17 protein-coding genes and 1 CRISPR repeat array are annotated in these 19,159 nt (G+C 47.7%); of the genes, 16 read left to right on the forward strand and 1 reads right to left on the reverse strand.

Annotation, left to right across the window (positions count from 1 at the left end):
* Positions 1 to 23 precede the first annotated feature (23 nt).
* A CRISPR array of direct repeats spans positions 24 to 516; the repeat unit is 32 nt; unit sequence GTCGCCCCCCGCGTGGGGGCGTGGATTGAAAC.
* Between the two features lie 259 nt (positions 517 to 775).
* From QMD03_03050 to QMD03_03115, 14 genes are all read left to right on the forward strand, one after another.
* Complete coding sequence (locus tag QMD03_03050; protein ID MDI6776208.1) at positions 776 to 1,384, forward strand: MarC family protein; 609 nt, start codon at positions 776 to 778, stop codon at positions 1,382 to 1,384.
* A gap of 50 nt (positions 1,385 to 1,434) precedes the next feature.
* On the forward strand, positions 1,435 to 2,124 hold the full coding sequence (locus tag QMD03_03055) for a lactate utilization protein (GenBank protein MDI6776209.1): 690 nt from the start codon (positions 1,435 to 1,437) through the stop codon (positions 2,122 to 2,124).
* Positions 2,125 to 2,155: 31 nt separating this feature from the next.
* On the forward strand, positions 2,156 to 3,307 hold the full coding sequence (locus QMD03_03060) for an acyl-CoA dehydrogenase family protein (protein ID MDI6776210.1): 1,152 nt from the start codon (positions 2,156 to 2,158) through the stop codon (positions 3,305 to 3,307).
* 49 nt (positions 3,308 to 3,356) lie between these two features.
* Complete coding sequence (gene leuS, locus QMD03_03065) at positions 3,357 to 5,945, forward strand: leucine--tRNA ligase (GenBank protein ID MDI6776211.1); 2,589 nt, start codon at positions 3,357 to 3,359, stop codon at positions 5,943 to 5,945.
* Between the two features lie 9 nt (positions 5,946 to 5,954).
* Entirely contained in the window at positions 5,955 to 6,488 is a 534-nt protein-coding gene (locus QMD03_03070; GenBank protein MDI6776212.1) for an LptE family protein, read from the forward strand.
* Positions 6,489 to 6,741: 253 nt separating this feature from the next.
* A complete protein-coding gene (locus QMD03_03075) occupies positions 6,742 to 8,145 on the forward strand; it encodes an HD domain-containing protein (GenBank protein MDI6776213.1) in 1,404 nt (467 codons plus the stop codon).
* A 99-nt stretch (positions 8,146 to 8,244) separates the two neighbouring features.
* Positions 8,245 to 10,323: an anaerobic ribonucleoside-triphosphate reductase gene (gene nrdD, locus QMD03_03080; GenBank protein ID MDI6776214.1), complete on the forward strand. Its 2,079-nt coding sequence runs from the start codon at positions 8,245 to 8,247 to the stop codon at positions 10,321 to 10,323.
* Between the two features lie 101 nt (positions 10,324 to 10,424).
* The gene (locus QMD03_03085; protein ID MDI6776215.1) at positions 10,425 to 11,009 is read left to right on the forward strand and encodes a D-sedoheptulose 7-phosphate isomerase; all 585 of its coding nucleotides are present in this window, start codon (positions 10,425 to 10,427) and stop codon (positions 11,007 to 11,009) included.
* The gene (gene grpE / locus QMD03_03090; GenBank protein ID MDI6776216.1) at positions 11,009 to 11,494 is read left to right on the forward strand and encodes a nucleotide exchange factor GrpE; all 486 of its coding nucleotides are present in this window, start codon (positions 11,009 to 11,011) and stop codon (positions 11,492 to 11,494) included. The genes QMD03_03085 and grpE overlap by 1 nt, the downstream gene beginning before the upstream one ends.
* A 44-nt stretch (positions 11,495 to 11,538) precedes the next feature.
* A complete protein-coding gene (gene dnaK / locus QMD03_03095; protein ID MDI6776217.1) occupies positions 11,539 to 13,452 on the forward strand; it encodes a molecular chaperone DnaK in 1,914 nt (637 codons plus the stop codon).
* 140 nt (positions 13,453 to 13,592) lie between these two features.
* Complete coding sequence (locus QMD03_03100) at positions 13,593 to 14,204, forward strand: phospholipase D-like domain-containing protein (GenBank protein ID MDI6776218.1); 612 nt, start codon at positions 13,593 to 13,595, stop codon at positions 14,202 to 14,204.
* A gap of 127 nt (positions 14,205 to 14,331) precedes the next feature.
* On the forward strand, positions 14,332 to 15,129 hold the full coding sequence (surE, locus tag QMD03_03105) for a 5'/3'-nucleotidase SurE (GenBank protein ID MDI6776219.1): 798 nt from the start codon (positions 14,332 to 14,334) through the stop codon (positions 15,127 to 15,129).
* Positions 15,130 to 15,582: 453 nt separating this feature from the next.
* Entirely contained in the window at positions 15,583 to 15,777 is a 195-nt protein-coding gene (locus QMD03_03110) for a hypothetical protein (GenBank protein MDI6776220.1), read from the forward strand.
* A gap of 20 nt (positions 15,778 to 15,797) precedes the next feature.
* Positions 15,798 to 16,043, forward strand: coding sequence for a hypothetical protein (locus QMD03_03115; protein ID MDI6776221.1), 246 nt, complete (start codon positions 15,798 to 15,800; stop codon positions 16,041 to 16,043).
* Between the two features lie 251 nt (positions 16,044 to 16,294).
* Here the strand turns inward: QMD03_03115 and QMD03_03120 are convergent, their stop codons facing one another.
* Positions 16,295 to 16,570, reverse strand: a complete 276-nt coding sequence (locus QMD03_03120) for a sigma 54-interacting transcriptional regulator (protein MDI6776222.1) — start codon at positions 16,568 to 16,570, stop codon at positions 16,295 to 16,297.
* A 367-nt stretch (positions 16,571 to 16,937) separates the two neighbouring features.
* On the opposite strand from QMD03_03120, the gene QMD03_03125 reads away from it, so the two are divergent.
* Positions 16,938 to 18,641 (forward strand): methylmalonyl-CoA mutase family protein, encoded by a 1,704-nt coding sequence (locus QMD03_03125; protein MDI6776223.1) that lies wholly within the window; start codon positions 16,938 to 16,940, stop codon positions 18,639 to 18,641.
* A gap of 18 nt (positions 18,642 to 18,659) precedes the next feature.
* Entirely contained in the window at positions 18,660 to 19,058 is a 399-nt protein-coding gene (locus QMD03_03130; GenBank protein MDI6776224.1) for a cobalamin-dependent protein, read from the forward strand.
* Positions 19,059 to 19,159 lie beyond the last annotated feature (101 nt).

The following is a 19,159-nucleotide window of genomic DNA, read 5'->3' on the forward strand; positions in this document are numbered from 1 at the left end:
TGAAATCATTTCTGATGAATTAGGTCGCCCCCCGCGTGGGGGCGTGGATTGAAACTGTCTTTGTTGATTAGGTTATAGATTGTTTTTAAGTCGCCCCCCGCGTGGGGGCGTGGATTGAAACGAGAATCTCGAGGGAGATACTGATAGTGGTGAATGTCGCCCCCCGCGTGGGGGCGTGGATTGAAACTTTTCAACAATTTGACCACATCGGGAACACCTCAGTCGCCCCCCGCGTGGGGGCGTGGATTGAAACGTTTCAAATTTCCTAACCTCTTGATCTGTAGTATGTCGCCCCCCGCGTGGGGGCGTGGATTGAAACAACCACCCCTGACCCATCGTCAAGCCTGATGGTGGTCGCCCCCCGCGTGGGGGCGTGGATTGAAACTTCAGACCCCCTGCTTTTTTCCCCTCCACTTTAGTCGCCCCCCGCGTGGGGGCGTGGATTGAAACAACTTCCCCTGGTCGCTATCGGGCAAATTACCCTGTCGCCCCCCGCGTGGGGGCGGCCAGTTTCTTCCTGACACACAATCGCCAATTTCATATACTCGCTCGACCCACCCAAAAGCGAGTTCTTATCAAAAAAATCAAATCTATCAACTCAACGCAACCCACTATACCTTTTACTAAAACATATTGACATACAAGACTGCTTCTCCTATACTTCCCGCACCCACGCACCCAGAAAGAAGTTCTTATCAAACAAACAGAGAAAGATTTCCGATTTCGACCAGATTTCGCCAGTCTTAAAATTCTTTAAAGTAATGGATAAAACAGTATGGTAACTCTCTTCCAGTCCGAAAATTGGATAAACTATCTATTAGCGCTGATACCAATCTTCGTAGCCATTGATGTTATTGGGATCCTGCCCATTTTCATCACCTTAACCGAGGATATTGAAGCAAAAGAAAGGACAAAGATTGTAAAACAGAGTATTGTGACGTCCTTTATCGTCAGTATGGGGTTCCTTGTCCTCGGGAAGTTTGTATTCAGGGTTCTGGGCGTTTCCATATCCGACTTCAAGATTGCGGGTGGCATAATACTGCTCATTATTGCTACTGGCGACCTGCTCTTTCCCCAGAAAACCAGCAGATTAACCAGTTCCACCCTCGGCATTGTTCCCCTCGGCACGCCTCTGATAGTCGGCCCGGCTGTCCTGACAACTATCCTTATCTCTGTTGATTTGTACAGTTACCTGCCAACAATCTTTTCTCTAATCGTTAACCTTTTCCTGGTATGGTTTGTCTTTTCGCATGCCACCCGGCTGATAAATATGATCGGCGAAGGAGGGGCCAAGGCATTCGGCAAGGTATTCAGCCTGTTACTTGCGGCGATAGCGGTCATGATGATCAGGAGGGGAATTTATGATATGCTCTGTACAAATTAGCTTGAAAATAGTGTTGCGAAAAAAGAAGAAGGAAGGAGGCATGAATAATCATGGGAAACAGTGACAATGAAAATCCTTATTTCGCACGCTTGCAGAATATGGGAAAAACCAGGGGATGGTTGCTGGAACAGAGGGGCAGAAAGGCAGTGGAGGCGCTGAAAAAGAATGCTTTTGATGCTATATATGTGAGCAGCCTGGAGGCTGCCCGTACCGAGATTCTCAACCGTATTCCCAAAGGGGCAAAGATTGGCGTCGGGGGTTCCATGACTATCCGACAACTCGGTGTTCTGGATACCCTGGAGAAACGGGGCCATGTAATCTATGACCACTGGAGGCCAGGATTATCCGAGGGAGATATTCTAAAGATAAGAAAGTCCCACTTAACCTGCGATGTCTTCCTCACCAGCGCCAATGCTCTTACCCTGGAGGGTACGCTGGTCAGTACGGACGGGATAGGAAACCGTGTAGGGGCCATGATCTTCGGCCCGGGCAGGGTGATAGTAGTGGCAGGAGCCAATAAGATCGTTAATGATCGGGAGAGCGCCTTCCGGCGAATTAAAGAGGTTGCCACCCCCCAGGTAGTAAGGGATATGGGCTTAGAACTTCCCTGTGCGGCCACAGGTTTCTGTGTGGATTGCAATGCCCCCATGCGGGCATGCCGGGTAACAGTTATTTTAGAGAGAAAACCTTTTCTCTCTGATATCCATGTCTTGATCGTGGGTGAGGATTTAGGATTTTAGGGGAGGGGTTAATAATATTAAGGAGACATTAATGGAAGCAAAATTTTACAGAGAGGAGCATAACATCTTCCGCAAATCCATCAGGGATTTTGTCAATAGGGAGATAAAACCGTATGGGGAAAAGTGGGAGGATGAGAGAGGAATTCCCAGAGGTCTGTGGTACAAGATGGGTGAGCAGGGATACCTCTGCCCCTGGCTCGAGGAGCGCTACGGCGGTGCCGGGGCAGGATTTGAATACTCGGTGATCGTCCATGAAGAACTCGGCAGGTCCGAGTGTCCCGGTGTAGTAAATGGAATGGGGATTCACAGTGACATTATCGTTCCTTATCTCCATCATCATGGCAACGAAAAACAAAAGGAGAGATATCTCCCCGGATGCGTAACTGGAGATATTATTACATCTCTTGCTATGACAGAACCGGAGGCCGGTTCCGATCTCGCCAGTATCCGTACCAGGGCAGTAAGGGACGGCAATGACTACATCGTGAATGGCGAGAAGATTTTTATCAGCAATGGCATAAGTTGCAATTTAGCTGTAACGGCGGTGAAGACAGACTCCAAGGCTAAGCCCCCCCATAAAGGTATTAGCGTACTGCTCATTGAAGAGGGAACTCCAGGTTTTTCAAAGGGACGCCTTCTCGAGAAGACAGGGGGACACAGTATGGATACAGGGGAATTGATATTCGAGGATTGTCGGGTTCCCGTGGAGAACCTGTTGGGTGAGGAGGGCAAGGGATTCCAGTATCTGATGCACAACTTGCAACAGGAGCGCCTGATACTTACCATTGATGCCCAAGTGGCGGCGGAATATGTACTGGAAAAGACCATTGATTATTGTAAAACACGTACCGTCTTTGGATGTCCTGTGAGTAGCCATCAGCACAACACATTCAAAATCGTGGAGATGGCCACCGATGTCGAAATAGGCAGGACATTCCTGAATTCTCTCATCGAAGATTTCATCGAGGGAAGAGACATTACCCTGAGGGTATCCATGGCCAAGTGGTGGATTCCGGAAATGGTTAATCGCGTTGCCTACCACTGTACCCAACTCCATGGGGGGTACGGGTGTATGAAGGAATATTATGTCGCACGGGCGCCGGGAGATGTCCGTTATATGACAATCGCCGCTGGTACCACCGAAATCATGAAGGTGATCATTGGGAATATAATGGGATTGTGAATATTAATGGAAGTAAAAAGTTATTGGAGTAGCGGGAAAGCTTAGAAAAATGATGAACATGAGATACAACTCCCGGGAGATTGAAGAAAAATGGCAGAAGCGCTGGGAAGAAGAACAGATATTTAAGGTAACGGAGGATCCTCACAAAAAGAAGTACTACCTCCTGGAGATGTTTCCCTATCCCTCAGGCAAGATCCATATCGGACATGTGAGAAACTACACCATCGGTGATGTGGTGGTGAGATACAAAAGGATGAGAGGATACAATGTCCTGCACCCCATGGGCTGGGATGCCTTTGGCATGCCGGCAGAAAACGCCGCCATTGAACACGGAATTCATCCCGCCAAGTGGACCTATGAAAATATTGCCTCCATGAAGAAACAGCTCAAAAGGATGGGGTTCAGCTACGACTGGGACAGGGAAATTTCCACCTGTGAACCGGAGTATTACCGGTGGGAACAACTTTTCTTTCTCTGGATGTACAAAAAGGGGCTTGCCTATAAAAAAAGCTCCACGCTAAACTGGTGCCCCCACTGTAAGACAGTCCTCGCCAACGAGCAGGTCGAGGCCGGGCTCTGCTGGAGATGCGGCACAGAGGTAGGGGAGCAGTATCTCGACCAGTGGTTTTTCAAGATTACCGCCTATGTTGAGGAACTCCTCGACTACTGCGACAGACTTCCCGGATGGCCGGAAAAGGTCCTCACTATGCAGAGAAACTGGATCGGCAAGAGTTACGGTTGCGAAATCTCCTTTCCCTTAGCAGGAGCTGATGGGGAGATCAGGGTCTTCACAACCCGGCAGGATACAATATACGGGGCTACCTTTATGCTGGTTGCCGCCGAACATTCGCTGGTCATGGAACTGATAGAGGGAAAACCGAGAGAGAACGAGGTGAGAGAGTTCGTCGAAAAGGTAAAAAAACAGGACAGGGTATTGAGGACATCTGAATCGTACGAAAAGGAAGGCATCTTCCTCGACACCTATTGCCTCAACCCCCTAACCAATAAAAAAATTCCCATTTATGCGGCGAACTTTGTTCTTCCCGACTATGGAACCGGTTGCGTCATGGCGGTTCCCGCCCATGACCAGAGGGACTTTGAGTTTGCCGGGAAATATGGCCTTCCCCTTAAGGTGGTAATACAGCATCCCGATAAACCTCTAAATGCCAGGACCATGACAGAGGCCTACGTAGACGAAGGTATCCTGATCAACTCGGGACCGTTTGACGGGATGGGAAACATGAAGGCCCTCGAGGCAATTGCAGAGCATCTGGAATCCAGGGGTCTGGGGAAAAAGACCGTCCAGTACCGTTTGCGAGACTGGGGTATATCCAGGCAGCGATACTGGGGGGCGCCGATCCCCATTATCGTCTGTAAGGTTTGCGGCACGGTGCCGGCGCCGGAATCCGATCTCCCCGTTGTTCTGCCACACGACGTGGCGCTCACGGGAGAGGGCGGCTCCCCCCTAACAAGGCATCGGCAATTTGCGGAAACTACCTGTCCCCACTGCGGAGCCTCGGCGAAAAGAGAGACAGATACAATGGATACCTTCGTGGAATCTTCCTGGTACTTTGATCGTTTCTGCTCGCCCCACCACACCGAGGAACCGGGGCTTGAGAGAAAAAAGCTTGACTACTGGATGCCCGTGGATCAGTACATTGGTGGTATTGAACACGCCATCCTTCACCTTCTCTATGCAAGATTTTATACCAAGATGTTGAGGGATTTTGGTATCTTAAGTGTTGACGAACCCTTTACCAACCTTTTGACCCAGGGGATGGTCTGCAAGGAAACGATGAGATGCGGGGAGCACGGGTATCTCTTTCCCGAGGAGGTAAAGGATGGGAAATGCCGTTACTGTCAACAGGAGGTCACAATCGGCAAGACGGAAAAGATGTCCAAATCCCTGAAAAACGTTGTTGATCCCGATTATCTGATCGGGGAGTATGGCGCCGATACGGCCAGGATGTTCTGTCTCTTCGCCGCACCTCCGGAGAGGGACCTTGAGTGGAGTGACCAAGGGGTCGAGGGTTCGTTCCGTTTTCTCAACAGGACCTGGCGCATTGTCATGGATTATCTCGAGGATATCAGGGGTGTAGAACCCTTTAACGGTAGGGAAACTCTTCCCGACAATCTGAAAAATCTGAGGCGGAAGACCCACCAGACAATCAGAAAGGTGACCGCTGATATCGAGGAACGGTTCCACTTCAATACAGCCATCAGCGCCGTCATGGAACTGGTTAACGCCATCTATCAAGTGGAGCGCCCGGAAAAGAGAGATTTAAAGGCCATTTCTGTCATCAGGGAGACCATCGAAGCTATTATCCTGCTGCTGGCCCCCATTGTTCCCCATATCACCGAAGAACTCTGGATGCTCATTGGCCAAGAAATCAGCCTCGCCGATCACCCCTGGCCGACCTACGATCCGACCGTGGCCTCGGAAGAGGAAATTACCATTGTTATTCAGGTCAACGGGAAAGTAAGAGGCAGGATAACCGTTCCCGCCGATGAAGATGCGGAGATAATCAAGTCCCTTGCCATCTCCAATGAGAAGATATCCAGACTCATCGCGGGGAAAAAGGTGGTAAGAGAAGTGTACGTCCCGAAAAAACTGGTCAATATTGTGGTTCAAGGATAGGCAAAACAGATGATCTGCAAAAAAATTAACCGTTTCATCGGCCTGATAACGAGCGCCGCTCTCCTCCTGCTGATCACAGGGTGTGGTTATCACTTCACGCCGGCTGGAGAACATGTAGGTACGCGTATTCAAAAGGTTTTTGTTGACACATTTTCCAACAGGAGCAGCGAGGCCTACGTGGAAAACTACCTCCGGAAGGCCTTCATAGATGAGTTTATCGAAGGGAGGAGATTCAAGCTGGTTGGAAGACCGGAGATGGCAGATGCTGTATTGAGGGGAAGCATAAAAAGCCTTACCACCGCCCATCTCTCTTACGACATCAACAACATCGCTGTGGAGGAACGGGTGACGATGACCATGGAAATCATCTTTGAAGAACAGGGTACCCATGAGATTATCTGGAGCAATAAAGATCTTTTGGGAATGGAAGATTATCAGGTCACTGACCAGCTTGCCAGCGAAAACAGCCGGAAAAATGCCCTCATCAAGTTATCAAACGACTCAGCCGAAAAGGTATACAGACTGATGATGTCCGGCTTTTAGCCTCCCCGCCAAGCCCTTCCACCACCAACAGAATCACGGTAAGCGTTCAGCCGTCAGCTATCAGCGATCAGTAAGACAGGTCAAAACAACACTGGCAATGGGCAAGGGGCTATAGGCGATAGGCCCATAGCCTCTTGCCTATAGCCTGTTTTCCTGAGAGCTGATAGCTGAACGCTTACGAATCACAAAACGTGTTCAAGATTTGATATTTACCTGAGAATGTTGTAAACTTTACTTTGTGAAGACGAAAAACATGGGGTATCCTAAAATATACAAAGGGCTGGCGCTGATTGCTGACCCTATATATCAGTACGCCTCTTTTACTGTACCCTCAGCCGATTTTTCTCCGGAGAAAACAGAAAAAGATTTGCTTGATTCACCCTGGCTACAGAGGCTAAGAAGGATCTACCAGCTTCAGAGTGCACGATGGGTCTATCCAGCGGCGGAGCACACCAGATTTCAACATTCCCTCGGCGCCATGCACATTGCCGGTGAATTCGGAAGATGCCTCTATCCGAGTCTTTGCGAAGTATGCAGAGATGCCCCTTCCTTGAACTACGTGGAGGAACTTCTCCGGGTGGCAGGATTACTTCACGACGTGGGGCATGGCCCTTACGGGCATTTCTTCGATGACCATTTCCTTAACCAGTACGATTTAACGCATGAGGACCTGGGACAGCTTATCATCATGAGAAAGCTGAATAAGATCATCAGTTGTATCAGGAGGAGTCCCGGTGGTCCTTTTGCTAAGGGGGAACCTCTTGATCCCGCTCAGGTTGCCTTCCTGATCAAGATGCCGACCGCTCAGGAGACGAGGCAGCCAAAATGGTTACAACTTCTACGACAGCTCTTCTCCGGTATCTATACCGTGGACAATCTCGACTATGTCCAGCGAGATGCCTACATGACCGGATTTTCCTTAGACATTGTGGATATTGCAAGGCTTCGGTTCTACACATTTTTTACGGAAGAGGGTCTGACACTCCACCAGGCAGGCATTTCGGCGCTGAGTCGTTTTATAAATGCGAGATTGAATCTCTACACCAATGTTTACTTTCACCGGACAACAAGGGCGCTGGATCTCCACCTGCAGGAGATCTTCAGAGACACGATGAATATTGTCTTCCCTGCGAACCCGGCTGATGCTTTGGATGAGTACCTACATTGCGATGAATGGCGCCTGTTTCATGAGGTGCAAAACTGGCTTAAGAATAAGGATCCCAAAAAAAGGAAATTAGGACGGGAGTGGGAAAAGCTCCACCACAGAGAAATCAAGTGGAAGATGTCTTTTTCCACAGAGATTTCCGTTGACCAGATCCAGAAGGGAACCAGGTTTTCTCAGGCTGGTGATTACGAAAAACAGATCAGGAAGCATCTTCCTGCGGCATTGACACGCATCGCTTTGCGGGTAGATCTGGCTACGCAGGATCCGCGGCCCATCAACCCCATGGCAGAAACGGAAAAGAAGATCAATATCTTTAATCCGGCTACAGGGAGAACATCTCCGGAACCTTTGATTGATATCTACCGGTTTATCCCGGCCCGAGTCGTCCATTTTCGTGTGTTTTCCTTAAACCATAATCAGGATGAAGAACTCTCCATGGCCGCAGAAAAGACACTCAGTGCATTGGACGTGGTTACAAAGACCAACATATAAAGTCATAAGTCGTAAGTCGTAAGTCGTAAGTCTTGAACAATATTGAACGAGGATTTGTTTCAGATTTCGGATTAGAGTTTATCAAATTGGTTATGGGATATGGCCGTTATTAATCATGAAACCACAGATTTGACGCTTTTCGTGAAGGCGTCGTATGAAGAAGACATGACCCGCTGGAACCGGCAGCGAATCGTTGATGCCCTCCTCCGGGAGACAGACATGGACGTTGATACAGCAGAAATGATCAGTAGGGAAGTTGAAAAACAGATCGTCTCTTCCGGGATCAGTCTGCTCACAACACCCCTGATCAGGGAATTGGTGAACGTACAACTTATCCAAAAAGGTCTTGACCAGGCAAGAAGGATGCATGTCCGTCTCGGATTTCCCCTGTATGACATAAGGGAGTTCATTTTTCACCAGAATAAGGAAAACGCCAATGTACCCCACACCCCCGAAGGCACAAACTTGGTCCTCGCCGAAGGCATCAAGCGGGAATACGCCCTCCATGATGTCTTTTCCAACAATGTGAGGGATGCCCATGTGGCAGGTGATATCCATCTACATGGCCTGGGATACATTGACAGACCTTACAGTGCATGTCAGTCCCTTGAATACATTAAAAAGTTTGGCCCGAACATCCCCCGTTCCATCACAGTTGCCAGACCGGCCAGGCACGTGGAGGTTCTCCTGGCCCACATGGTGCGATTTGGCTCTCTTCTCCAGGGGCATTTTGCTGGTGTCATTGGATGGGATGCGGTAAATTACTTCTTTGCCCCCTATCTGACGGCGATGAGCGACAGGGAAATCAAACAGTTTGCCCAGGTGCGCGTTTATGAATTCTCTCAGTTGACTTCGGCCAGAGGCGGGCAGTCCGTATTTACCGACATCCATCTCTACTGGGAAGTGCCCGAACATTTTGCGGATGTCCCGGCGATCGGGCCGGGAGGTAAATTTACCGGCAAGACTTACAAAGATTATACCGTGGATGCCCAGAGGTTTGTCCGGGCTATTTTCGAGGTCTTCAAGGAGGGGGATGCCACGGGGAGGCCTTTCATCTTCCCCAGACCTGTCGTCCATATCACGGAAAGGTTTTTTCAAACACCGGGGCATGGAGACTTTCTCAATCTTATCTGCGATGTAGCCGCGGAAAAAGGAAATACCTGTTTTGTCTTCGAACGGGACGAAAAGGCCAGAACAATATGCGGTTGTTCGAGCTTAGAGGAGGGGGAATGGTGGAGTGATGCAAAGACCCCCTGGAGGTTAAGGTGTTTTGCCATCCAGAATGTGACCTTGAATCTTCCCCGGCTCGGTTATAAAGCCAAGAGGGATAATCTCAAGTTGTTTTCCTTGATCTCGGAGCTGATGGAACTGGCAGCGAAGGCCCACAGTGAAAAGAAAGATTTTATAGAAAGATTGCTTTCCCACGGTAAGGCGGGACCCCTCTCTATGCTCGCCATGAACAGGGATGGTTCACCCTATCTCAGAATGGATCGCTCGTTCTATCTCGTGGGGATGGTGGGACTCAATGAACTTGCCCAGATCTATACCGGTAAACAATTACACGAATCCACAGACGCCCTGAACTTGGGATTAAAGGTAATCGAACATATGAAGAGAGAAACCGATAAGCTCAGTCAAAAATATGGGATGCGGTTTATTCTCGAACAGACACCAGCGGAGACCACAGCTTATCGTTTTGCCCGGCTGGATCTGAAGTATTTCTCCCCGGAGGCGGGACACTTTGTCAAAGGTGATTTGTCAAAGGGAGGGATATATTACACAAATTCCTCTCATCTGCATGTGTCGGCTCCCGTGAGCCCCATGGAACGCGTGGAGATGGAAGGGCGCTTTCATCCCTTTATCAGTGGAGGCGCCTTTACCTCTTTGTGGCTCGGAGAGACCCGGCCTTCCACGGAGTCCATTGTCAGGTTCGTCACCGAGGTTTTCAGAGACACCAAAAACTCCCAAATCACCTTCTCACCTGACTTCACGACCTGTACCGCCTGTGACAGGACTTTTAGGGGCTTGAGAGAAACCTGTTCCTTCTGCGGGTCAAAAGATGTGGAGGGAATTGCCAGGATTACCCAATATTTCAGCAGGACATCCGAATGGAACAAAGGAAAACTGGCGGAACTGAGAGACAGGAGCCGTAGTTTAGATTCCATATTTTCCCCCTGAATTAATCGGCCCAATACCTTGACATGAGGTAATGTGGTTACTATATTAGTTTTAGTTTTGGCAGTTTGATGAAAAGTGAAATACAGTTGTTGTGGTGATATATGGAAGACCACATTGTAAAGATATTCAGGGAGAGCAGTCAGCTTAAGGAAATATTCGTCAACGAGAACCTGAACAGGATTGTCAATGTTGTCGAGGCGGTGACAGGCGTTTTAAAGACGGGGAATAAAATATTACTCTTTGGAAATGGCGGCTCTGCAGCGGATGCCCAACACCTGGCTGCAGAATTTATAAACCGGTTTATCATCGAGAGGCCACCACTTCCCGCAATAGCCTTAACTACCGATACTTCCGTTATTACCAGCATTGGCAATGATTATGACTTCTCAGAAATCTTCAGCAAACAGATTAAGGCCATAGGACAGCAAGGAGATATAGCCTGGGGAATCAGCACCAGCGGAAACTCTCCGAATGTTGTCAAGGCCCTGGAGATAGCAAAAAAAATCGGTATGATCACCATCGGTCTGACGGGGAAAGACGGGGGCAAGATAGCACAAATGGTGGATTATTCTCTCCACGTTTCTTCCCAAAGTGTACCCCGCATTCAGGAGGTTCACATCACGTTAGGACATGTGATTTGTGAAATGGTAGATTTTAAACTGTTTCAGAGACCGGATACAAAATAGTGTCTATTGAAGATCTGATGACGAAGCTCAAGGAAAAGGAAAAAGAGGCCGCCGAAAACTTCGACAAGTATATGCGCGCCATTGCAGAGCTTGAGAACTACAAAAAACGTGCCGCGAAAGAGAAAACCGAATTTGTAAAATACTGCAATGAAAATCTGATCAAAAATATCCTGCCACTGGCAGACAGCCTCGACAGGGCATGCAAGCACGCCTGCAACGCAGACGACCTTGAGGCCTTCAAAGCCGGTCTTAAACTGGTTCAGGAGCAACTGTGCTGTTGTCTGGAAAAATACGGAGTCGAGAAAATTGAGGCTATCGGCAAGGATTTTGACCCTAATATACATGAAGCCTTACTTCAGGTAGAGACCGAAGAACATGAGGATAACAAAGTGGTTGATGAATTTGAAAAGGGTTATCTTTTGAACAGCCGCCTGCTAAGGCCGGCCAAGGTTTCTGTTTGTAAGCGTACGAAACAGAAAACATAAAACGGCATACCAATTAAAGATTAAGAGATTAAGGAGGATAAATAATGGGGAAAATAATAGGGATTGATTTAGGGACGACAAATTCCTGTGTCGCCATCATGGAAGGAGGGGATCCCGTTGTCATAGCCAATCAGGAGGGGAGCAGAACCACACCTTCGATGGTTGCCTTTACGGATAGCGGTGAGAGGTTGGCAGGACAGGTTGCCAAGCGACAGGCGGTAACCAACTCTGAAAATACCGTCTATGCCGTCAAGAGACTCATCGGAAGGAAATTTGCCTCCAAAGAAGTTCAGTATGACGCGAAGATATGTTCTTACAAGATCACCGAGGCGAAGAACGGCGATGCACAGGTCACCATAAGGGAAAGGAACTACTCTCCGGCAGAGATCTCGGCGATGGTTCTCACGAAGATGAAACAGACCGCCGACGATTATCTCGGACAGAAGATAACCGATGCGGTCATTACGGTCCCTGCCTATTTTAACGATTCTCAAAGGCAGGCCACCAAAGATGCGGGGAAAATAGCCGGGTTGAACGTCCTGAGGATCATCAATGAACCGACGGCGGCAGCCCTGGCCTACGGTCTGGACAAGAAAAAGGACGAAAAGATCGCCGTTTTTGACCTGGGAGGAGGGACATTTGATATCTCCATCCTTGAACTTGGGGGCGGGGTCTTTGAAGTTAAGGCGACAAACGGTGATACCCACCTCGGCGGTGAGGACTTTGACCAGAGACTTATTGATTATCTGGCTACTGAATTCAAAAAAGACCAGGGGATAGATATCAGAAATGACAGGATGGCCCTGCAGAGGCTCAAGGAGGCGGCGGAAAAGGCTAAAATGGAGCTTTCCACCTCCCTGGAGACAGATATCAACCTCCCCTTTATTACTGCTGACGCTTCAGGTCCCAAGCACATGAATCTCAAGCTGACGAGGGCTAAATTGGAGGCCTTGGTGGAGGACCTGATCGAAAAAGTGGTTCTGCCATGCAGGACAGCCCTTCAGGATGCCAATCTTACCCCAAAAGACATAGACGAGGTGATTCTTGTAGGGGGGATGATCCGTATGCCCAGGGTACAGCAGAAAGTTAAAGAAATCTTCGGAAAGGAACCCCATAAGGGAGTCAACCCCGATGAAGTGGTGGCCGTCGGTGCAGCGATCCAGGGGGGTGTTTTAGCCGGTGATGTGAAGGATGTACTGCTTCTCGATGTAACGCCCCTGTCTCTCGGCATTGAGACTCTCGGTGGTGTAATGACAAAACTGATTGAGAAGAATACCACCATTCCGACCAAGAAGAGCCAGATATTTTCGACGGCGGCGGATAATCAACCAGCGGTGAGCATCCACGTCCTGCAGGGGGAACGCTCCATGGCAGCGGACAACAGAACCCTGGGGAGGTTTGAACTGGTTGGCATCCCCCCGGCGCCAAGAGGATTGCCCCAGATAGAGGTGACCTTTGACATTGATGCCAACGGGATTGTTCACGTATCTGCAAAGGATCTTGGCACGGAGAAAGAACAGAGCATCAGGATTACCGCCTCGAGCGGATTGTCTGAGGAGGAGATAAACAAATTAGTCAAAGATGCGGAGGCCCATGCAGAGGAAGATAAGAAGAAAAAAGAACTGATTGAGTTAAGAAATCAGGCGGATTCGTTGGCTTACAGCGTGGAGAAAAATATTAGAGAGTTCGGTGATAAGATAGATCCTGCGGAGAAGAGCAGGATTGAAGAAGCTATCGCCGAAGTCAAGAGGGCTATCGAGAGCGATGACATCGTCGCCATCAATGCAGCCCAGGAGAAGTTGACCACTGCATCGCACAAGCTTGCCGAGGCCATGTACGCTAAAACTACGGCACAGCCCGGAGCAGGTGCCTACGGTGGGCCGGAGACAGGAGAGCGGGAAGGAGCCGCCCGGAAAGACGAAGATGTTGTTGATGCGGACTTCGAAGACGTAAAGTAATCAGTTGGGTTCGAGGGTTCAAGGGTTCAAGTGTTTGTTTTCTACTGATAAAACTTCTGCCAAACTTTCAATTCCTTGTAGTTTTTTAACATTTGGAATCCTCGACCCCTTGACTCCTTTATTTCAAAGTGAATAGGAGTATGCCGAGCCGCTCGACAAAGACCATTTTCCTCTTCATCCTGATTCTGTCCCTCACCATCCTTCTGTTACCATCTGAAAGGTCGTTCCTATCTGTTGCAGCTAAACAGAAGATGGTAAGAGGGGAAGAAGGCCACCCCTCTTCTCTGCCAGGCTGTTCCGTGACACTTCTCAAAAACAGGGAGTATTTTCCTGCCCTTTCTGCGGCGATTGACCACGCCCAAAAAGAGATTCTCATGTCCTTCTTTCTGTTCAAGGCCAATGGACATCCTCGCAATTATTCAGAGGTCATCTTGCGACATCTGATACAGGCCGCAGGCAGAGGGATCAAGGTAGTGGTAGTCCTTGAAAGGGGTGATGGTTCCTCCGACATTGATGCGCATAATCAGGACACCGTGGTCAAATTGAAAAAGGGGGGAGTAAAGGTTTATTTCGATTCTCCCGAAATGACCACCCATACCAAATTGGTGGTTATAGACAGGAGATATACCTTTGTGGGGAGTCATAATCTGACGCATTCCGCCCTGAAATACAACAATGAACTTTCTGTTTTGATTGATTCGGCACCAGTGGCTGAAGAGGCGGCGAGTTATATCAAGACCCTCTATCCATAGAACTCATAGGTCATAGGTGAAAGCCCTATATCCATAACCGGCCAAATAGACCAAGCCATCATAACCCATAGGTGATAGTGATAGGCGATAGGCAATAACCCATAGCCCATTCAAGGGAGATAGGATCATGAGGTTTCTACTGACAAACGATGACGGTATATATGCGAAGGGGTTGAGTGCCCTGTATCAGGAGCTCTCGAGGGATGCGGACTGTTTAATTGTAGCTCCTGAAATCGAACAGAGCGCCGTAGGCCATGCGATTACCATCTTCCGTCCTCTGATGGTAAGAGAGGCGAAAAAGAACGGAAATTTCTTTGGATATGCCGTAACGGGAACGCCGGCGGACTGTGTCAAGATCGGTATCAGGGAGTTATCCGAAAAACCTGTAGACCTGGTCATATCGGGGATCAATCTCGGTGCCAATGTGGGGATTAATGTGATCTATTCGGGAACTGTATCAGCAGCAACCGAGGGGGCCATCCTGGGTGTACCTTCCATAGCGGTATCTCTCGATACTCGCAGAGATGCGGACTTTACCTTTGCTGCAAGGTTTGCCAGAAAGATGGCACAATTCATGGTAAAAAACAACCCCTTGAAAAACATTCCCCTCAATATCAATATCCCCGCTCTTCCCGAAGATGAGATCAAGGGGATTTGCGTGACAAAACAGGGCAGGGCGCGTTTTATAGAAAATTTTGAGAGAAGGGTAGATCCGAGAGATAATATCTATTACTGGTTGGCGGGTGAAACAAAAATTTCCGCTCAGGATGAGATTAACTCCGATGCCTATGTGCTGAGCAAAGGGATGATATCCATCACACCAATTTATTATGATTTGACCCGGTATGACGCCATGTCAGATTTGAGTGCCCATATCAAGGTGCTATTCGGCTCCTCCGCAGCAACGCAAACTTATAGTAAATAAATTGAACCGTCCCTTGCGTGTCTGCAGCCTCAGCGCCTGCCGGAAAATCAGTAGTTTGGTTTTGAGTATGTTCTTGACAATCCGAAATTCCCCATATATTCTGCAACCGATTTACGGCCCGGTAATAAATCCTGAAGGCAGTGCTGAAGCATTACAAGGGAGTATCGCCGATGGGCATAGTAACTCTCACAAGAAGCGCCGCGGGCAAGATAGCCGTTACCTTCCCTTTTTTACAGCCATGACTTCGTTGCCAAGGTCAAGAGCATCCCTTACAAGACCGTAAAAGCCTATCTCTACTTCAACAGGGATTTTCTCAGTCATGCAGGTAAGAGTTCATCTGTAATCAGTGAGAGCGACGTCAAGAATTATCTCCTCTATCTCGCGGAAGAAAAGCAATCCGCCACCTCTACGCTGAACCAAGCCATCAACGCCCTGAAATTTTACTACGGGGGCATGCTGAAAAGAAAGTTCCTCTACGAAATCAAACGGCCCCGCAAAGACAAGAAGCTGCCCGTTGTCCTGAGCCAGGAAGAAGTTGCAAATAAGCCTGGGTGGAACAATCTGATCAGGGTCGATTATCACGGCTCGAAGGAAGTTCCTAAAGGTACATGTCATGCAATATTGAAAGATGCTGGAATCAAGAAATAAAAGGCGGAGGTGAAATTAGAATGATAGATTTGCAATATTCTTTGATAATTGAGGCAACAAAGGAACATGATTTTTTTGGCTTCTATTCTCCTGATTTGCCAGGGTTTTCAGGAATTGGTCATTCTGTCGAGGATTGTCTATACAAGGCAAAATGGGGGATGATTGAACAGGTTAATTTATTAAAAGAACAAGGATTGCCCGTTCCTCCGAAAAATTCTAATCCCAAAATTGTTATTCAAAATGAAGAAGCCGCGATGGCGGCTTGAAAATTGGTCATGCGTCCGCTAACACAGGCCAAAAGATTATCATCCAAACCCTTCAGGCTTCTTTTCCGCCAAGGACATTAGCCGCTATGACACACTGTCCGATTTGAGTGCCCGTATCAAGGTACTACTCGGACAGGTGGAGGAGCCTACCCCTTGAAATCGTAGTTCTTGAGTTTATACCGTAACATGGGTCACTGATACCGAGGATATTGGCGGCCTTCGTTTGCTGCTCGCCCGCCCTTTCCATTACCTCAAGGATCAATTTCCGCTCTAAATACTTCAGCAATCCACGGAGTAGTCCTTCGGTAGAAAAGATCTTCTCTGAAGAGGTTCTCTCCGACCAGCGATTTTAGATCACTGTTGGTGGCGCTGATAATCCGTACATCGGAACGTATCGTCTGATTTCCACCGAGTCGCTGGAATTCACGTTCCTGAAGAAATCGGAGGAGCTTGACCTGAACGGGAGGAGAAAGCTCACCAATTTCATCTAAAAAGATAGTTCCCCCATTGGTTAATGGTGGGGACACCCTTGGTTAATGGTGGGGACGCCCTTAGATAATTCAGTTGACAGAGAGCGGACTGGCATGATAAACGTTGGGTACGTGGTTAGCTTCAACCATTGCCACAAGCGGTATGGTGTGGGATATGCAGTTCAGAGAGGGGAAGCCATTGCTCAGGAGGATAGTTATCAACTCATCTAAATGAAATGGGTTGCTTATTTATTTAAGGGCGTCCCAGTTATCAGTTATCTAAGGGTGAAGTCGGGTTAAAGAAAACCGGTTAAAGTATGATGGCACTCTTTTTGTGGAAATGTTAGTTAATGCGGTATGAAGCTAAATATACCCCATTTTATCGTAAACTGTTGTACCCTATTTAAATACGAGGAGGTTTAAAATGTTTTCCAAAGAAACGTTAGAAGAAGCAAAAAAACTTGAACAGGAATGGCAAGAATTTTATGAAAAACGCTACCAAGGGAAGGATTTTAGCTCGACCACAAGTTCAGGAATACCAATCAAACCCGTTTATACTCCTTTAGACGTTGAGCATATCAATTATGCCCAAGACATCGGTTCACCTGGCACTTACCCTTATATGAGAAGCAACTATGTTATTCATTACCAATTTCAGCCATGGATAAACCAGCAAGTACATGGATACGGGTTACCGGAACATACCAGGGAGAGAATGGATTTGCTTGCAAAAGCAGGAATGAAAGGATACTTTGGCGGTCGGTCATATAATCTGGTATGGGATTTACCCTCCTATGCAGGTTTCGATCCTGATGAACCAGAAGCGGCAGGTTATATTGGTAATGATGGTGTTAGCTGTATTAACGATGAGGATTTCGAACGAATGCTACATGATTTAGATTTAACTAAAACCAATATTGTGATGATTAACGCAGATACCATTCCAGTTTTTGCTCATTTCATTGCCTATGCCGATAAGAGAGGCTTTCCCAGGGATAAGCTGCGCGGTAATACCATGAACTGGGAATTCACTGCCTGGTGGCTTCCAAGTATGCTATGGGAACCCAATGATGGGCTTAAGCTGGCAACTGATCTTATTCACTTTTGTTGCAAAGAAATGCCCGGTTGGAATCATACTAATATCGAATGTCAGGCTATGTCTGAGTTGGGAGCAAATGCTGTACAACAGATGGCCTTTGGCATTGCTACGGCAATGGCAGTTGCCGATTCCTGTGTAAAGGCAGGGATAGAACCAGATTCCTTTATGCCAGGAATCGGGTTCCAAATTGCAAATTGTAACGACTTTTTTGAATATATCTGTATGTTTCGAGCCGCGAGAAGATTATGGGCCAGAATCGCCCATGAAAAATATGGATGCAAAAAACCAGCTTCCATGCACTTCAGAACCCATACTCATACCTCATGTTCCGAGCTTACCAGACAACAGCCTTTGGTTAATCTTATTCGGACAACGCTTCATGCCTTAGGAGCAGTACTTTCTGGTACAACAGCCATGGCGTTACCAAGCTATGATGAATCTGTTGGCATCCCTACAGAGGAGGCAGCAATTCTCGCGCTGAGAATTGAGCAGGTAATAGCAGAAGAAACTGGCATCACTAAGGTTACTGATCCCCTGGGCGGTTCCTATTATGTAGAGTCGCTTACCAATAAGATGGAGGAAGAGGATAAGAAAATCCTTAAACAGATTGATGAGATGGGTGGCTTTATTAAAGCGCTAAAAGATGGCTGGCTTATAGGGCAGTGCCGGGAGAACGCTACGAAGTGGCGTCAGCAAGTTGATAGCGGGGAAAGAGTTGTTGTTGGTTGGAACAAATACGTGATGGGGGAAGAAAAAGAGATAAAGCCATTCCGTATAGATCCGGAGGTAGCTCGAATAGCTATCGAGCGAGTAAAAAAATATAAGGCCGAGCGTGACCAAGCTAAAACAGATGCGGCTTTAAATGGCCTGCTCCTGGCGGCTGAAAGGTTGGCTAAAGGTGAATATGGGGGTGTCATGCCAGCAGCGATAGAAGCTGCTAAAGCGAAAGCAACTACTGGAGAAATTGCAAAAACGCTGAGAAAAGTGTTGAAATGGGGGACGGATTGTAGTCCCCTTGCAGCCTACTAAAAAGGGGGTATTTTAAATATGGAATCCAGGAAAAAAGCAAGGTTACTAATGGCCAAGCATATATTGGAAGGTCATGACAAGGGAACGAAAACCGTTATGAGAATGTTAAGGGATGCTGGCGTTGAAGTAATTTACATTATTTATCGAGCTCCAGAAAATATCGTTGCTGCCGCTAAGCAGGAAGATGTTGATGTGATCGGTTTAGCCTTTTTTAGTGGGGCGTATTTTGAAAATGTATCTCGATTAATCAAATTACTGGAACAAAATAATATGGAAGATGTAAAAATTGTGGTTGGGGGTTTAATCCCTGATGTTGATCAGCCAGAATTACTAAAGATGGGTGTGAAGGCTGTTTTTGGACCGGGTAGTGATCTCACAAGATTTATTGATCTCGTTAAAAGCCGTGCTGAATGCTGAAACAAGAGTAAATTAAAAAATAACAATGGACAAGGAGGATTTTGGAATTGTTAGTAACACGTGATATGTCCGGTTTGTAGCACACAATCTGTCCGGTTTGT

It is taken from the genome of Syntrophales bacterium (assembly GCA_030018935.1).
In the GTDB taxonomy this organism is placed as follows: Bacteria; Desulfobacterota; Syntrophia; order Syntrophales; family CG2-30-49-12; genus CG2-30-49-12.

What these genes read in the sequence shown, in the direction of transcription:
- QMD03_03050 (MDI6776208.1), top strand. Translation starts at nt 776, where the DNA reads ATGGTAACTCTCTTCCAGTCCGAAAATTGGATAAACTATCTATTAGCG.
- QMD03_03055 (MDI6776209.1), top strand. Translation starts at nt 1,435, where the DNA reads ATGGGAAACAGTGACAATGAAAATCCTTATTTCGCACGCTTGCAGAAT.
- QMD03_03060 (MDI6776210.1), top strand. Translation starts at nt 2,156, where the DNA reads ATGGAAGCAAAATTTTACAGAGAGGAGCATAACATCTTCCGCAAATCC.
- leuS (MDI6776211.1), top strand. Translation starts at nt 3,357, where the DNA reads ATGATGAACATGAGATACAACTCCCGGGAGATTGAAGAAAAATGGCAG.
- QMD03_03070 (MDI6776212.1), top strand. Translation starts at nt 5,955, where the DNA reads ATGATCTGCAAAAAAATTAACCGTTTCATCGGCCTGATAACGAGCGCC.
- QMD03_03075 (MDI6776213.1), top strand. Translation starts at nt 6,742, where the DNA reads ATGGGGTATCCTAAAATATACAAAGGGCTGGCGCTGATTGCTGACCCT.
- nrdD (MDI6776214.1), top strand. Translation starts at nt 8,245, where the DNA reads ATGGCCGTTATTAATCATGAAACCACAGATTTGACGCTTTTCGTGAAG.
- QMD03_03085 (MDI6776215.1), top strand. Translation starts at nt 10,425, where the DNA reads ATGGAAGACCACATTGTAAAGATATTCAGGGAGAGCAGTCAGCTTAAG.
- dnaK (MDI6776217.1), top strand. Translation starts at nt 11,539, where the DNA reads ATGGGGAAAATAATAGGGATTGATTTAGGGACGACAAATTCCTGTGTC.
- QMD03_03100 (MDI6776218.1), top strand. Translation starts at nt 13,593, where the DNA reads ATGCCGAGCCGCTCGACAAAGACCATTTTCCTCTTCATCCTGATTCTG.
- surE (MDI6776219.1), top strand. Translation starts at nt 14,332, where the DNA reads ATGAGGTTTCTACTGACAAACGATGACGGTATATATGCGAAGGGGTTG.
- QMD03_03110 (MDI6776220.1), top strand. Translation starts at nt 15,583, where the DNA reads ATGCTGAAAAGAAAGTTCCTCTACGAAATCAAACGGCCCCGCAAAGAC.
- QMD03_03115 (MDI6776221.1), top strand. Translation starts at nt 15,798, where the DNA reads ATGATAGATTTGCAATATTCTTTGATAATTGAGGCAACAAAGGAACAT.
- QMD03_03125 (MDI6776223.1), top strand. Translation starts at nt 16,938, where the DNA reads ATGTTTTCCAAAGAAACGTTAGAAGAAGCAAAAAAACTTGAACAGGAA.
- QMD03_03130 (MDI6776224.1), top strand. Translation starts at nt 18,660, where the DNA reads ATGGAATCCAGGAAAAAAGCAAGGTTACTAATGGCCAAGCATATATTG.